The sequence below is a fragment of the Bradyrhizobium embrapense genome (assembly GCF_001189235.2).
Classification (GTDB): domain Bacteria; phylum Pseudomonadota; class Alphaproteobacteria; order Rhizobiales; family Xanthobacteraceae; genus Bradyrhizobium; species Bradyrhizobium embrapense.
Window position 1 is genome coordinate 768,078 of the sequence record NZ_LFIP02000004.1, and the last position, 15,672, is coordinate 783,749.

Sequence of the window (15,672 nt, forward strand, 5' to 3'; positions counted from 1 at the left end):
CGCCGAGGCGCCAATCCCGGTAGCTAATGAACGACGTGCGTCCCCGTCTCGCCCCGCAGCGCCGCCATGGCGCAATCGAGGTGACTGATGATCGCGCGCTTGCCGCCGCCCTCGAGAAAGCGGATTGCGGCATCGACCTTGGGTCCCATGCTTCCCGGCGGGAAATGCCCCTCACGGTGGTAGGCCTTGATCTCCTCGAGGCTGACCTGATCCAGGTCCTTCTTGTTCGGCTTGCCGAAATTCACCGCGACGCGCGGCACCGCGGTCAGGATCAGCAACTCCTCGATGCCAAGCACATTGGCGATATGAGCCGACGTCAGGTCCTTGTCGATGACCGCGGGCACGCCGGTGCGCACGCCCTTTGCATCGCGAACCACCGGAACGCCGCCGCCGCCTCCCGCAATGACGATCGTCCCGCGCTTGACCAAGGCGTCGACCAGCGAGATGTCGCAGACATGCTTGGGTTTCGGCGACGGCACGACGTGACGCCAGCCGCGCCCCGAATCCTCTCGCATCGCCCAATTGAGCTCGGCGCTGATCTTCTTCGCCTCGTCCTCCGAGAAGAACGGTCCGACGAATTTGGTCGGGTTCTTGAATGCCGGATCGTCCTTGTCCACCTCTACCTGGGTCAGCAGGCTTGCCACATGTCGCTGGTTGCCCTGTTCGCGCAGCGCATTCTCGATCGCCTGCATCAGGAGATAGCCGATACCGCCCTGGCTATGCGCGACGCAAATGTCCATGTCCATCGGCGGAATCCGGCTCATCGTCAGCATCTGCCGCATCATGATCTTGCCGACGACCGGACCGTTGCCGTGGGTGATGACCAACTCGTTGTCGAGTTGCGCAAGCGGCAGCAGCGCTTCCGCCGTGATCTGCGCGACGGACTTCTGCTCCTGGGAAGTGCCTCTGATATCCTCGGGGTGAACCGCATTGCCACCGATCGCGACCACCAGGCGGCGCGGCACGTCATTGAGTGTACGCATTTCCTTACCTCCCGGCATTCTGGACGATGGCAACCGCAAGCTCGCACGCCTGCGCATTCGACGGCGCAACGAGGATTCCGGCCTGCTCCAGTTTCCTGACCTGCGCGGAGCGTCCTTGCGGATCCTGCTCCGTGCCGACGACGGATGCGATCAGCGCCGGCGCATCCTGCCCGCGATCGGCGACGATCTTGGTCAGATGCTCGGCGGGATCGGCATGCGCGCCGTAGCCGAGCACGAGATCGAGCAGCACCACCGAAAGATCGCGATTCCTGAGGGCCGCGCGCAACGCGTCATCGCGCACCGACGGGTCGATCATCGGGTGCGGCCGCCCGCGGGTATATTCGTCGTCGCCGAGGTCGATCAGCCGGTCGCGTCCGGCGTTCGGCTCGATGCCGAGCTTGACCACGCCGGGGATCGCGGCATTCGACGCCACCTTCCGGCCTGCGGCAGCAAGGATCACCTGCGCTTCGGCACACAGCGTGCCGCCGGCAAACAAGCCCTCGATCCCGCCGCGGCTGCTGCGCGGAAGCCGTGATGCGACGGCATTCGCATCGAAGCCCGCGCCGATCTTCTTGTCTCCCAGCGCCAGCTCCGCGGCGCCCTTCAGCGTCGGCGAGAACCGGGCATTCGGCGGCAGCTCGATCTCCGAAGCGCCGATGAAGCACACAGTGTACGACTTCCTGCTTCTGCCGATCCGCTCAAGCACGGTCTTTGCGACATCGGGATGCGGCGGCTTCGAGATCAGCACCACATGATCGGTTTCCGGATCGGAATCGAATGCATCGATCGCCATCAACGTGGTGATGCCGCCGATATCCTTCTTCAGATCGCGCCCGCCGACCCCGATGGCGTGGGAGATTCCCGCGCCGGCTTCCGAGATCAGGCACGAGACCTCCTGCGTTCCGGTCCCGGACGCACCGATGATGCCGATCCTGCCGCGCTTGATCTTGTTGGCGAACGCCAGCGGCGCGCCGCCGATCACGGCCGTTCCGCAATCCGGCCCCATCATCAGGAGGCCGGCCGTCCGCGCCTGCTGCTTGAGCGACAATTCGTCTTCGAGGGACACGTTGTCGCTGAACATCAGGACATGCAGGCCGCGATTGAGCGCCTTGCGGGCTTCGGCGGCGGCGAACTCGCCGGGAACGGAGATCAGCGCCAGATTGATCTCCGGCCTAGCCTTGACAGCGGCGGCGATCGAGTGCGGCCGCCAGGCAGCCTGCGCCTCGCCTTGCGTCTTCGGCTTGTCGAGCGACTTGATCGCATTGTCGAGCGCTTCGCGGGCCGCGGACTCGGACTCGGCCTTGACCGCGATCACGAGGTCATTGCCCTTCACGGCAGTGCTCTCCTCCAGCAGCCCTGCGTTGCGCATGATCGCCGCGTTCGACGGCGTTCCCATCATCAGCGCCGCCTCGATCACGCCGGGCGAGCCGGCGACCTCGCGCGACAGCCGCATCAGCGCGACCGAGTCGAGATAGAATCCCTTGCGGACTTCGTTCAGGACGACGACGTTCATGACACACCCAAATCCTCGGCGATCGCGACGATCGCCTGCTGGAAGCACGCCAACGGCGCCTTGACCACGCCCGCACCGACCTGCCCGATGCCGGGCTCGCGATGCGCGATGCCGGTGTTGATGACCGGCACAACGCCGGAATCGACGACCAGGCGGATATCGATGCCGGTCGGCACGCCCGCGAAGTCCATTGCGGCGATGGTCCATTCCGGATTCTGCGCAACCGTGATCTCGCCCATCGAGCGGGTGAAGTTGCCGGCCTCGGACGGCGCACCGGCCCCGACGAAGCCCGCGACGGCCGGCGCTGCCGCCATCGCAAATCCACCCAGGCCGATCGTCTCGACGATCGCGGAATCGCCCATGTCCGGATTGGCGTCCTTCTCGGAATAGCCGGCAAAGTACAACCCTTCCGGCATTTCGACCGGCGCGGTGAACCATTGCTCGCCGAGCCCGCTTACGCGGATGCCGAAATCGGTGCCGTTGCGGCACATCGTGGTGACGATGGTCGAGCCCCGAATGCCGTTGGCGGGATCGGTTATCACCTTGCCCATCGCCATCGCGATGTTGAGGAAGAACTGATCGTTCTGTCCGATAAACGCGAGGCATTCTGCGAGAACGGCGTTGTCGGTCGACGTTCGCGCCATCCAGGGCGCGATTTCGCGCAGGAACACGCTCGAGCAGGCGAGATTACGCTGATGCAGCTCGTCGCCCATCGACAAGCCGCGCGCAACGATCGATTTCAGGTCGATGCCGCCGGCGGCACGGATCGCCTTGCCGAGCGTCGGACCGAACACGTCGCGCAGCCAGGCGAGCCGCTTCAGCACGCTGGCGTCGTTGCCGCCGAAGCGCATCACCTTGCCGAGCCCCTCGTTGATCGCGCAATAGGCACGGTTGGAGAAGCGCGCGTTCTCGACCACAAACAGCGGCATCGACATCGTCGTCATACCGGTCATCGGGCCGACCGCGCCGAAATGGTGGTTCGGGTGAAACTCGATCTCGCCGCTGGCGGCGAGCCTGCTCGCGGTCGGCAGATCCTGCGCCCACCCCTCGAACACGACGGCGCCTGCGACCGCACCGCGCATCGGGCCGCACATCCTGTCCCATGAGATCGGCGGTCCGGCGTGGAGGATCATCCGTTCGCGCAGGCCCGGGATCAATTCGCGGGCGGGAACGATGTCGATCAGCCGCGGCTCCCCTTCGAGGATCCGGGTAAGCGCCTGCCGGTTTGCGTCCTCGATCAATTTCATCGGTGCGCCCTCACACACCGAGCTTCGCGAGCAGGGCCGCCATCTGCGGATCGCCGCCGGCCGACGGCTTCCAGTCGACGTGAACGACGTCGATGCCGCAGTCGCGCAGGTCCTTTACGAACCCCTCAAGCCCGACATTCACGACTTCGACCTTGCGCGCCAGCAATTGCTGATACTGCGGCCTATCCTGATCCGTCATCGTCTCCGCCCTAACAAAGTTCGTTTTCGTTGTGTCGAGTTAATAAGAAAGCACTTACTTCGTCAAGACCGGATTCGCGCAGAGTGCGAAATTCCCCGCCCGCTCGATTGGCGGATCAGCAGCGCCCTAAAAAAAGTGCTCCGAACTTCGTTCGGAGCAGTCTGGGAGAACTCGAAATTCGATCTGCAAGAGCGTCACCGCTGGCAAAGGGCGTGGCGCAGGACGATTAGACCGCCGGCAAATGCGTCCAGTCCGGATGTATGCCCGATCGCCGCCAGGGCCGTGACGGCGCCACGAACTCCGGCGGTCTCGCCGCTCATGGTTGTGTGGATCGCGGCGTGCAGCGCCGCAGCGCCGTAGCCCAGCGCCGCCGCGCGCAAATGCATCCGGCTGATGTCGTTGGTGCCGTCGAGCAGCATGCGGCAGCGGTCCCACAATGCGTCGCGAGATTCGTTGCGTCCGAACGTAGCCAGCGCAATCAGCGCGCCGCCGATCAGATCGTCGCCGGACGGCGTCAGCCCCGGCCCGAGACCTATCAGGCTGGCAAGCCCGGACTCTCGATCCGCATCGTCATCCGCGCCTGCGAGCACTCGCTCCAAGGCAGCGAGGCCCGGCATGGCCGCGCGAACGAGCGCGGAGGTGTCGCTCGGAGCATGTGCGGACCCGACCGCGGCAAGGCCCTCTGCAATCAAACCGCCCACCCACACCTCGTCGACCGCATCAAGGCCGCGTCTGAGGCTGCTGATCGACCAGTTCGGTACCGCGGGCGGCGCCCAGACCGACCGCGTGGCCAGATTCGCGAACGGTGTCGCTCCGATCCACAGAATGGAATCCGCGACCCGCACGGGATCGCCGACCGCAAGGCCTGGCCACCGGAAATCGCCGACCACATGCAGCGGCCCCGACCCGATGCCGGTCCGTCCAACGCAGATCCAGATCCCGTCGATCACGGCGTAGAGCGAACGTTCGAACATGGCGACGACCTGGCCGACGGCGCGATCGCGCAGCGCCCTATCGGCCAGCAGTCCCACTTCCACATCGGCAGGGACTGTCACTCCGGGCTCGGGACGCCGCTCGCCCGGCGCATTCACGCGACCCGGCTGCCTTCCGTGTGCTTCGCTGCCTCCGATCAGCATCCGCCCCCGCCTCCGCTAGCGTGCCTGGGCCGCGAGTCGCTGCGGCGCACCAGCCTGGACCTCGCCACCGAGATAGGCCGCCTCGAGCAACGGATCCTCGGCGATGATATCGGCAGCGCCGCTCTTCAGGATCGCACCGGTCTCCAGCAGATAGGCCCGGTCGGCCAGCGCCAGCGCATGGCCTGCCATCTGATCGACCACGATGATGGTCATGCCCTCGCTGCGCAACCGCTCAAAGGACGCAAACAACTCATCGACCACCAGCGGCGCCAGCCCGAGCGACGGCTCGTCCAGCATGTAGATCTTCGGCCCGGTCAGAAGGCCGCGCGCCACCGCGAGCATCTGCTGCTCGCCTCCGGACAACAGGCCGGCGCGCTGGTCGATGCGCTCCTTCAGCCGAGGGAAGCGCACGAACATCGCCTCGATCTCGACATCGAGGTCGATGCCCTTGCGCGCATAGGCGCCGAGCTGCAGGTTCTGCTTCACCGTCAGCTCCGGAAACACCTGCCGCCCTTCCGGCACCAGCACGACGCCGGAACGGGCACGGACATGGGCGGGCATCCTGTCGATGCGGGTCTCGGCGAGCCGCACTTCGCCCGTGGCGCGCGGCGGTTCGAGACCGGCGATCGACCGCATCAGGGTGGTCTTGCCGGCACCGTTGGCGCCGAGCACCGCGACCGCCTCGCCGGGCGCGACCACCAGATCGATGCCGTTCAGCGCGCGCGACAGGCCATAGAACGCATCGAGCGCCTTGACCTCGAGTGCGGTGCCCTGCCGCGCCGGCCGCGGCGCGCGGCTCTTCTCGCCGGGCGTGGCGTCGCCAAGATAGGCCTTGCGGACCAGCGGATCGTTGCGGATCGCCACCGCGTCGCCGATCGCGATGCGCTTGCCGCCGTCGAGCACGACGATGAGATCGCTCAGCGACATGATCATCGGCATGTCGTGCTCGACGATGATGACGGCGATCCCGAGATCGGCGATCCGGCGGAGCAGCGCGGTCAGGCGCTGCTTGTCGCCCTTCGACAGGCCCGCCGCGGGTTCGTCGAGCAGCAGGATGCGCGGCCGCAACGCCAGCGCACGCGCGATCTCGACCAGCCGCTTCTCGCCATGGGACAGCGAATCCGCAAGGCGATCGACATCGCCATCGACGCCGGCAAAGCGCAGCAGGAACCGGGCGAAAGCTTCGGTCTCCGCGTTGCGCAGCGCGGAGACCACGCCGCCGAGCCGGCCGACCCGCTCGGCCAGCAGAATGTTCTCCAGGATCGTGAGCGAGCCGAACAGCTGCGTGGTCTGGAACGTGCGGGCGACGCCGACCCGCGCCAGCAGATGCGACGTCATGCCCGTGACGTCGCGATCGCCGAGCTTCACCGTCCCCGCCTGCGGCCGGTAGAAGCCGCAGAGCAGATTGAGCGCGCTGGTCTTGCCGGCGCCGTTGGGACCGATAATGCTGGTGACGGCACCGGGCGCCGCCTTGAACGAGACACCCCGGACCGCGCGCACGCCGCCGAACGAGATCGACAGATCCGTCACGTCGAGCCCCGCCGCGTTGCGGGTCTCGAGGATCGCCGCATCTGCATCCGCCGCCGCGATCGCGGGCTCCGCCACCGGCTTGCGCGCCGGCAGGAGCCTTGCGGCGAGCTGCTCTGCAAGGCCGACGATGCCGGAGGGCGCGGCGCGCAGCACGACGAACAGCAAGACGCCGAACGCCAGCAGGCGATACTCGGCGAGGTCAGACAGCGCTTCCGGCAGCAGCACCACCAGCGCGGCGCCGATCACCGGACCGAGCACCGAGCCGGCGCCGCCGACCATCACGGCGAACAACAGCAGCACCGACTGCAGGAACGGAAACGAACTCGGGCTGATATAGCCCTGCAGCGGCGCGAACAGCGCACCGGCCAGCGCCATCGCGGCCGCCGAGATCACGAAGGCAATGGCGCGGACCTGCACCAGGTCGATGCCGAGCGAGCGCGTCGCGACCTCGGTATCGCGGGCGGCACGCATGGCATAGCCCCAGCCGCTGCGTTTCAGGCGCTCGAACAGGATGAGGCCGGCAAACACCAGCACGACGCCGGCGATGGCAAGCGAACGCTCGGACAGCGCATAGCCGAACACGCTCGGCGGCGCGCTCAGCATCAGGCCGTTGCCGCCGCCGGTGAGATCGCGCCACTCGATCGTAACATGTTCGACGATGAAGCCGAAGGCAATCGTCACCATCGCCAGATACGGCCCGCGCACGCGCAGCGCCGGCATCGCGAGCAGCCCGCCGACGATGCTGACCAGCACGATGGCTCCCGCCGTCGCGGCGAGGTAAGGCCAGCCGGCTTTCTCCATTAGCAGCACGGTGGTGTACGCACCGATCGCCATGAAGCCGATATGGCCGAGCGAGATCTGGCCCGCGAGACCGAGCAGGACGTTGAGGCCGATGCAGCCGATCGCCGTCAGCGAGATCGTCGCGATCAGGAACACCGAATAGCTGTCCGCGACCGCAGCGTAGCCGATGGCAACCGCGAGCGCCGCGACGGCGACGAGAAAGGAGGCGCGAGAGGTCATACCTTCTTAACTCCAGCTCGGCCAAGCAGCCCGTGCGGCATGACGACGAGGATGACGATGACGGAAGCGAACGTGATGATCTGGGTGTAGACCGAGCCGAGATAGTTGGTCGCGAACACCTCGATCAGGCCGAGACACAATCCGGCCAGCATGACGCCCCAGGCGCTGGCGAGACCGCCGATGATCGCGGCGGCGAACGCCTTGATGCCGAACAGCGTACCCATCTCGGACGAGACGTTGAACAGCGGCGCGATCAACAGTGCGGCAACGCCGGCAAGCATCGCCGACACCGCGTAGCTCGCGGCAATGGCGCCGCTGACGTTGATGCCCATCAGCCGCGCGGCGTTGGGGTTCTGCACCACCGCCAGCATCGCGACGCCATGCCGCGTGCGGCGGGTGATCAGATGCAGCGCCAGCGCAAGCAGAAGGCCGACCACGGGAATCAGGAGCTGCAGCGGGTAGACCCCTGCCCCCTCCACGATCTGGATCGGCTTCGCCGCGAGCATCGACGGGAAGCTGCGCGGCTCCTTGCCGAACACGAACAGCATCACATTGTCGACGATGATGCCGACCGCAACGGTCGCCATCAGCCAGTTGTCCGACCCGCGCAGCACGAACGGACGCACCGCGAAGCGTTCGATCAGGACGCCGTAAACCGCGCAGACCAGCAGCACCGCAGGAATGCCGATCGCGGCCGGCCAGCCCCACAAGATGAGGAAGAAGAATCCCGCTACGGCGCCCAGAGTCATCGAGCTGCCCTGCGAGAAGTTGACCGTGCCGGACACGGCGTACGTGACGTGAAAGCCCAGCGCGAGCAGACCGTACATGCTCCCCAGCGCCATTCCGGTTATTATCGCCGAAAGAAACGACATCGATGATCACCCCGATCTGCTTGCTGGACGACCGCCGCCGTCAGTTCTTGAACGGCAGGATGTGGTTGTCTTCGAAATGGGCCCAGATGTAGTCCTGCGCGGTCAGCGCATCGTGCTTGTCCTGGGCGAATGGCTTCTCATAGGTCTTGATCAGGCCTTCCAGCCGGTCGATTCCGTAGAAGCCGTCGCGGATTGCGGTCGGATCGGTGCTGCCGGCCTTCTGGATCGCACCGGCGATCACCAGCACGCTGTCATAGGCGTTGGCGAAGCCGACCGCGGGCGTCACGTCCGCCGCGCCCTTGATGTCCGGATACTTCGCCTGCAGCTCGGCGAGCACGCGCTTGCCGACCGGCGAGAGGTTGCCGAAGAAGCTGTAGGTCTGCACGAACACGACGCTCTCGGCGCTCGGCCCGGCGAGCTCAGTGAAGCGGCCGCCGGCCGGTCCCCAATGCGACACGATCGGCGGCGCCCAGCCCATCCGGTCGAGCGATTTCACAACCTGCGAGGCTGGACCGACATTGCCGACCAGGAACAGGGAATCGGCGCCGGCCTGCTTGAGCCGGGACAGTTGCGCGACTACGTCGACGTCGTTCGCCTCGAATTTCTCGACACCCGCCGGTTCGATCCCGGCCGCCTTCAGCGCCGCGCGCAGGCCGTGCTCGTTGGATTCGCCCCAGGGATTGTTGACGAGGATGAGGCCCGGCTTCCTGGCCGCGAAGGTCTTGCCGGCAAACGCGACGATCGCCTTGTCGACCTCGTCGTCCATCGCCGAGACGCGGAACACGTAGTTGGACGCGGCGCCGTTCTGCGTGATGTTGGTTCCGGCGGCCCATGGCACCACGAACGGCATCTTGACGTTGTTGACGAACGGCACGATCGCAAGCTGGACCGGCGTATCGAGACCGCCGAGCAGCACCGCGACCTTCTCGCGCTGGATCAGTTCGCGCGCGGCGGTCAAGCCCTTGGCGGGATTGCTCTCATCGTCGCGGCGCACCAGCTCCAGCGGACGACCGAGCACGCCCCCTTTGGCGTTGATCTCCTCGATCGCGATGGTGGCGCCGCGGGTCAACGCCTCGCCGGCGCGCGCCGATTGGCCCGACAGCGCGGTAACCAGGCCGATCTTGATCGGCTCGGCGGCCCGCGCCCGCTCCGCAAGCGACACAGAGCCGATGAGAATGGCGAGCGCGCCCTGCAAGACGACGCGGCGGCACAAACTGGTGATGGGCATACAAGCGTAGCTCATTTCTGCAATTCCTCCCGCTCCAACGGCTCCCGAGCCGCCTCTGGTCCGCTGCCGCTGTCTCCGCGGCCTTGACGGAAGTAAAAACTTTCTTCACAAATTGGCGAATGTCAAGCGGCTGATTGCGTGCCGAGTGGAGATTGCAATGGAGCGGCAGTTTGCAGCGGAGCCGGAGCGAGCCACCTCGCGTGGCGTTCTCGGCGGTGCAACATCGGCGCAAGCGCCGGATCCAGCGCGCGCACTCCTCTCTCACGACCGCTACCGCTACAGCGCGATCTCGCGCCGACCCGACTTCGCGTGGCCGGAGGAAAAGCGGCTCGCGGTCTATGTCGCGCTCAACCTCGAGCACTTCGCCTTCGGCGACGGACTTGGCGCCGAGCTCTGCCCGGGCGGTCCGCATCCGGATGTGCTCAATTACGCCTGGCGCGATTATGGCAATCGGGTCGGCGTGTGGCGGCTCATCGATCTGTTCGACGAGCTGACGCTGCCGGTCTCCGTGCTCGCGAACAGCAGCATCTATCACTACTGCCCGGAAGTCATGGACGCATTTCGCGCGCGCGGCGACGAGGTCGTCGGCCATGGACGGACCAATTCCGAACGCCAGGGCGTGCTCTCAGCTGCCGAGGAGCAGCAACTGATCGTGGAAGCGACCGATATCATCGCGCACGCCGAGGGACGGCGACCGCTTGGCTGGCTCGGTCCGTGGATCTCGCAATCCGCCGTGACGCCGGACCTGCTCGCCGAAGCGGGCTACCACTACCTGCTCGACTGGTGCATGGACGATCAGCCGGTGTGGTTCGCGACAAGGGATGGCGGGCGGATCCTGTCCGTCCCCTATCCACAGGAACTGAACGACATCCCCTCGATTGTCGGACGCAAGGACAGTGGCGAACAGTTTGCAGCCATGATCGCGGACACATTCGAGGAGATGCTGGCGCAATCCGCCAAGCAGCCGCTGGTGATGGGCATCGCGCTGCATCCCTATCTGGTCGGCCAGCCGCACCGGCTGCGGCCGCTGCGGCGCGCCTTGCAAGCAATCGTCGCAAGGCGCGAGGACATCTGGATCACCACCGCCGGCGAGATCGCGGCATTTTCCCGCACCCTGCCCGACGGCATCGTGCCGACATAAGAAACCGGAGACCCGAATTGACAGCCATCGACACACTCTTCCAGAACGCGCGGCTGACCGACGGCCGGCTGGTCGAAATCGCCGTGCGCGGCGGCAAGATCGTGGCGATCGCGCCGTCCCCGCAAAGCTATGGCGCCGTCGGCGAAACACGCGATCTTGGCCGGCACCTGGTGCTCCCCGGCATGGTCGAAGGTCACATCCACCTCGACAAATGCTTCATCGGCGACGACTGGAAACCGCACCGGCCCTGCACCGCGGGCTTCGACGTGCGCGAGCGCGTCAAGTTCGAGAAGGAAGCCCTCGCCGGCGCCAAGCCGATCCCGGTTCGCGCCGCAGCCCTGATCGACCTCTGCGTCTCGCAGGGCACCACTCAGATGCGCAGCCATGTCGATGTCGACGCCGAGGTTGGCTTGCGGCATTTCGAACCGATCGCCGCCGCGCGGGAAGCGCACCGCGAGAAGCTTTCGATCCAGATCGTTGCGTTTCCGCAGAGCGGCATCCTGACATCGCCCGGAACGGCCCAATTGCTCGAGGAAGCCGTGCGCGGCGGCGCCGATCTGGTCGGCGGACTCGATCCCGCGGGCCACGATGGCGACGTCGCCGGGCATCTCGATGTCGTCTTCGGGATCGCCGAGCGGCAGGGCGTCGGCATCGATATCCACCTGCATGACGGCGGTCTGCAGGGCATCTCGGAAATCGAGGAAATCGCGCGGCGGACCAAGGCATCGGGCCTTGGCGGCAGGGTCACGATCAGTCATGCCTACGCGCTCGGCGAAGTGGCTGTCGATGTGGTTCAACGGACCGCGCAGCAGCTCGCCGAGGCCGGCGTCGCCATTCTCACCAATGCCCCGGGCGCGCGGCTGTTTCCGCCCGTGTTGCTGCTTCGCGATGCCGGCGTCACCGTGTTCTCCGGCAACGACAACATCCGTGATTCCTGGTGGCCCTATGGTGACGGCGACCTGCTCGAACGCGCGATGATGGTCGGCTATCGCTCCGGGTTCAACACGGACGATCAACTGGCCGCTGCCTTCGACATGGTGACGACCAACGCAGCGCGCGCGCTTGGCCTGAAGGATTACGGCCTCACCGTCGGCGGAGCGGCGGATTTCGTCGTGCTGGATGCCCGGCACGTCCAGGAAGCCGTGGTCGCGCGTCCCAAGCCACGCGATGTCTACAAGGCCGGCCGGCTCGTCGCGCGTGGCGGCGTGATGGTAGCAGCCGGCGCCCGGAAGCAGTGAACATGGAGGAATCGCACTTGACGAACCGTCGCAATGCCGATCTCAATCCCAGCTGCTTGCGCCGGGAACCGGTCCGCTGCCCGATATGGCCTGATGCGGATCTGCCTTGTGTGAGTACCCGAGCCCAGGCAAGGTTGACGCCGTGACAGAGACGACAGCAGCACAGACCAGCCCTATCCGCACCAACACGCGCGGAAAGCGGCCTCGCGACTCGGCGCTCACCAAGGAAGCGATCCTGCGCGCGGCGACCTTCGAGTTCTGCCACAACGGCCTCGGCGGCGCACGCGTCGAGGCGATTGCGCAGCGCGCCAAGGCCAACATGCGCCTGCTCTACGCCTATTTCGGCGACAAGAACGGGCTCTACATTGCCGTCCTCGAGGACGTGTACACCGAAATTCGCGCGGCCGAACAGCAGCTGAAACTGGATGATCTCGAGCCGATCGCCGCGATGAGAGAGCTGATCGACTTCACGTTCACCTTCTTCGGGCAACACCAGAACTACATCGCCCTGATCAACACCGAGAATCTTCAGCGTGGACGCAACATGCGCAAGTCGCGCAAGATTGCCGATCTCACTTTGCCGCTGGTCGCAAGCATCGAAAGCATTCTGCGCCGCGGTGTCGCGGCCGGCCTGTTCCGCGGTGATGTCGATCCGATCCAGCTTTATGTCTCGATCACGGCGATGAGCTATTTCCACGTGTCCAACCGCTACACATTGTCGGCGATGTTCGACAAGGACCTCGGCGCTCCGGACTGGCTTGCACGGCGCCGCGAGCATGCGCAGGACATGATCCTGACCTGGCTGACGGCCCCGGTCGGGGATCGCAAGCACAAGTCAGCAGCGTCGAAGGCGACGGCGCGCCTCGGCAAGCCGGCCCGCTAGGAGGTCCAGCCGCACGACGCGGTGTCGTGCGGATCATGCGGTCGGAACGACCCTCAGCGGGTCGCAACGACGCCGTCGCTGCGCGGATCGCTGGCCCCTTCCATCAGGCCGTCCGGATGCCAGACGATCGCGCCGGCGTGTCCCATGAACTCCTCGAACGGACCGGTTACCTGAATGTCGTGACCGAGCGTGCGGAGCTGTTCGATGATCGCGGGATCGAAGCGGGATTCGATCTTCAGATTGTTGTTTTCCTCGCCCCAGGTGCGACCAAGCAGCCAGCGCGGCGCCGTAATCGCGGACTGCAGCTCTTGGCCGTGCATGGCGTAACGGGAGAAGATGGCAGCCTGGGTCTGCGGCTGCCCCTCTCCGCCCATCGTGCCGAAGGATATCAGCCGTCCATCGCCGAGCTCGGCCATCGCCGGCTGGATGGTGTGGAACGGCAGGCGTCCGGGATCCAGCCGATTGGTATCGCTCTCGCTGAGGCTGAAGCTCGTTCCACGGTTCTGCCAGGTGACGCCGCTCTCGGGAAGAATGACGCCCGAGCCGAATTCCCAGTAGACGCTTTGAATGAAGCTGACACTGAGCCCGTTGCGATCGGTCGCGGCGAGCCAAACCGTATCGCCCTGTTTGGACGGATCGGGCCACGGCGCGGCGCGACGGTCGGATACCGTTTCGTGAAGCGCAGCCAGCGATTGCTCGGACAGGAATTCGGCGGCCGGGCGCTTCATGTAATCGGGATCGGTCACATGGCCATTGCGAATACGGAACGCGGCCTTCGTGCATTCGACGAGCCTGTGCAGATGATCGACGCCGTCGGCTTCGTCGGCCATGCGCCGGGCATAAAGCGCCAGGATCAGGAGCGAGGCCAGCCCCTGCGTCGGCGGAGGCATGTTGAAGACCTTGTGGCCGGACACATCGACCGAGAGCGGCGTCACCAGCGATGCCTGATGCCGCTCGAGATCAGCCAATCGCAGCGGGCTCCCCACGCGCTCGAGATCGGCCGCCATCGAGCGCGCCAATTCGCCGCGATAGAAATCGGACAGCCCGGCCTTGGCCAGACGCCGCAGCGTCGCCGCGACACGCGGCTGCCGCAGCCGCGCACCGACCGCGAGCGGGGTGCCTTGCGGCAGATAGACCTCGGCATAGCCGGGCACGTTTTCGAGCTCATGCCGCTTCTTGCGGATGTTCTCATGCAGCGTGCTGGTGACGGCTACGCCCTCCTCGGCATGCCGGATAGCGGGCTCGAGCAGCCGCGCCATCGGCAGCCGCCCGTCATGACGATCGCGGCTGAGTTCAAAGGCCTTCTGCCAGCCGTCGACGGTACCGGCGACGGTGAGCGCGGCGAGCGGGCCGCGGCCGGGAATGCTGCTGCAGCCGCGCTCGCGATACCAGTTGCGATCCGCCGCCATCGCTGCGCGTCCGCAGGCCTGAATTCCGACCGGCGTCGAACCGGCGCGACCGACCAGCCAGAAGCTGTCGCCGCCGAGGCCGTTCATGTGCGGATAGACCACGGCAATCGTCGCCGCCGCGGCGATCATCGCCTCGATGGCATTGCCGCCTTCCGACAAGACCGCGAGCCCCGCCTGCGCCGCCAAATGGTGCGGCGCGGTCACCATGCCGCCATAGCTTCGTTTTGTCTGCAACATCAGCCTCTCTCCCAAGCACGGTATGTAATAATATTTTTACTTACCGTGTCAAGGCGCCAGAGATCGGCCTTTGCGATACGGGTGCCGGGCCGTCGGTACCCTCATCAGGTCGGCCATCGAAGTCGGCACCGTGACCATTGCATGAAGCTCAGGCAGCCGCCACCTCGTGACCCGCCATGACTTCCAGTGCCCGCAGAATAGCCGAATGGTCCCATGCCTTGCCGCCGAGCGCGGTGCAGGCGTTGAACAGCTGCTGCGCGGCGGCTGTGGCCGGCAGCGACAATCCGAGTGCCCGCGCGCCTTCCAGCGCGAGGTTGAGATCCTTCTGATGCAGCTCGATGCGAAAGCCCGGATCGAAATTGCGCTTCAGCATGCGCTCGCCGTGCACTTCGAGGATTCGGGACGACGCAAAGCCGCCCATCAACGCCTTGCGCACCAGCGCAGGATCGGCGCCCGCCTTGGACGCGAACAGCAGGGCCTCGCTCACCGCCTCGATGGTCAGCGCCACGATGATCTGGTTCGCAACCTTGGTGGTCTGGCCGTCGCCATTGCCGCCGACATGCGTAACATTCTTCCCCATCGCGTCGAACAGGGGCTTCATCGCGTTGAACGCGCGCTCCCGCCCGCCGACCATGATGGTCAGGCTTGCCGCCTTTGCGCCGACCTCGCCGCCGGAGACCGGCGCGTCGAGATAGTCGGCGCCGAGCGCATCGATCTTGCGCGCAAACTCCTTGGTCGCCAGCGGCGAGATCGAGCTCATATCGACCACGATCATGCCCTTCGAGACGCCCTCCGCGACGCCGCCCTGACCGAACAGCACGGCTTCCACATGCGGCGTATCCGGCACCATGATGATCACGGCATCGGTCTCCTGCGCCACCTGCCTCGCGGATTCGCAAGCTACGCCACCCGCCGCAATCAGCTCCGGCGGAATCGGCGCGACCTCGTGCAGGAACAGGCGATAGCCGGCGGCCAGGAGGTGGCTCGCCATCGGACGTCCCATGGTGCCGAGCCCGATAAACCCGATGTCTTTCAT

Annotated in this window: 13 protein-coding genes; 3 read left to right on the top strand and 10 right to left on the bottom strand. The window is 66.0% G+C overall.

What is annotated here, in order from left to right; translation table 11 throughout:
• Positions 1-23: 23 nt before the first annotated feature.
• The 8 genes from arcC to AKN83_RS22570 all read right to left on the bottom strand — a co-directional run bounded on the left by arcC (position 24) and on the right by AKN83_RS22570 (position 9,728).
• On the bottom strand, positions 24-983 hold the full coding sequence (arcC, locus tag AKN83_RS22535; protein ID WP_050404635.1) for a carbamate kinase: 960 nt from the start codon (positions 981-983) through the stop codon (positions 24-26).
• A gap of 4 nt (positions 984-987) precedes the next feature.
• The gene (gene fdrA / locus AKN83_RS22540; protein ID WP_050404634.1) at positions 988-2,496 is read right to left on the bottom strand and encodes an acyl-CoA synthetase FdrA; all 1,509 of its coding nucleotides are present in this window, start codon (positions 2,494-2,496) and stop codon (positions 988-990) included.
• On the bottom strand, positions 2,493-3,743 hold the full coding sequence (locus tag AKN83_RS22545; protein ID WP_050404633.1) for a YlbE family protein: 1,251 nt from the start codon (positions 3,741-3,743) through the stop codon (positions 2,493-2,495). The genes fdrA and AKN83_RS22545 overlap by 4 nt, the downstream gene beginning before the upstream one ends.
• A gap of 10 nt (positions 3,744-3,753) precedes the next feature.
• Positions 3,754-3,942: a hypothetical protein gene (locus tag AKN83_RS22550; RefSeq protein ID WP_050404632.1), complete on the bottom strand. Its 189-nt coding sequence runs from the start codon at positions 3,940-3,942 to the stop codon at positions 3,754-3,756.
• A 194-nt stretch (positions 3,943-4,136) separates the two neighbouring features.
• The gene (locus AKN83_RS22555; protein ID WP_083992165.1) at positions 4,137-5,078 is read right to left on the bottom strand and encodes an oxamate carbamoyltransferase subunit AllH family protein; all 942 of its coding nucleotides are present in this window, start codon (positions 5,076-5,078) and stop codon (positions 4,137-4,139) included.
• 15 nt (positions 5,079-5,093) lie between these two features.
• Positions 5,094-7,628, bottom strand: coding sequence for a branched-chain amino acid ABC transporter ATP-binding protein/permease (locus AKN83_RS22560; protein ID WP_050404630.1), 2,535 nt, complete (start codon positions 7,626-7,628; stop codon positions 5,094-5,096).
• On the bottom strand, positions 7,625-8,500 hold the full coding sequence (locus AKN83_RS22565) for a branched-chain amino acid ABC transporter permease (protein WP_050404629.1): 876 nt from the start codon (positions 8,498-8,500) through the stop codon (positions 7,625-7,627). The genes AKN83_RS22560 and AKN83_RS22565 overlap by 4 nt, the downstream gene beginning before the upstream one ends.
• 40 nt (positions 8,501-8,540) lie before the next feature.
• The gene (locus tag AKN83_RS22570; RefSeq protein WP_172803591.1) at positions 8,541-9,728 is read right to left on the bottom strand and encodes an ABC transporter substrate-binding protein; all 1,188 of its coding nucleotides are present in this window, start codon (positions 9,726-9,728) and stop codon (positions 8,541-8,543) included.
• Between the two features lie 157 nt (positions 9,729-9,885).
• Between AKN83_RS22570 and AKN83_RS22575 the strand changes: the two genes are divergently transcribed.
• The 3 genes from AKN83_RS22575 (at position 9,886) to AKN83_RS22585 (ending at position 12,990) form a co-directional block, all read left to right on the top strand.
• Positions 9,886-10,869, top strand: a complete 984-nt coding sequence (locus AKN83_RS22575; protein WP_050404628.1) for a polysaccharide deacetylase family protein — start codon at positions 9,886-9,888, stop codon at positions 10,867-10,869.
• Positions 10,870-10,886: 17 nt separating this feature from the next.
• Positions 10,887-12,107, top strand: coding sequence for an amidohydrolase family protein (locus AKN83_RS22580; protein WP_050404627.1), 1,221 nt, complete (start codon positions 10,887-10,889; stop codon positions 12,105-12,107).
• A gap of 142 nt (positions 12,108-12,249) precedes the next feature.
• The gene (locus AKN83_RS22585) at positions 12,250-12,990 is read left to right on the top strand and encodes a TetR/AcrR family transcriptional regulator (protein WP_050404626.1); all 741 of its coding nucleotides are present in this window, start codon (positions 12,250-12,252) and stop codon (positions 12,988-12,990) included.
• Between the two features lie 53 nt (positions 12,991-13,043).
• Here the strand turns inward: AKN83_RS22585 and AKN83_RS22590 are convergent, their stop codons facing one another.
• Together AKN83_RS22590 and AKN83_RS22595 are read right to left on the bottom strand one after the other, a co-directional pair.
• Positions 13,044-14,636, bottom strand: a complete 1,593-nt coding sequence (locus tag AKN83_RS22590) for a gamma-glutamyltransferase family protein (RefSeq protein ID WP_050404625.1) — start codon at positions 14,634-14,636, stop codon at positions 13,044-13,046.
• A gap of 148 nt (positions 14,637-14,784) precedes the next feature.
• Positions 14,785-15,672: a 2-hydroxy-3-oxopropionate reductase gene (locus AKN83_RS22595; RefSeq protein WP_050404624.1), complete on the bottom strand. Its 888-nt coding sequence runs from the start codon at positions 15,670-15,672 to the stop codon at positions 14,785-14,787.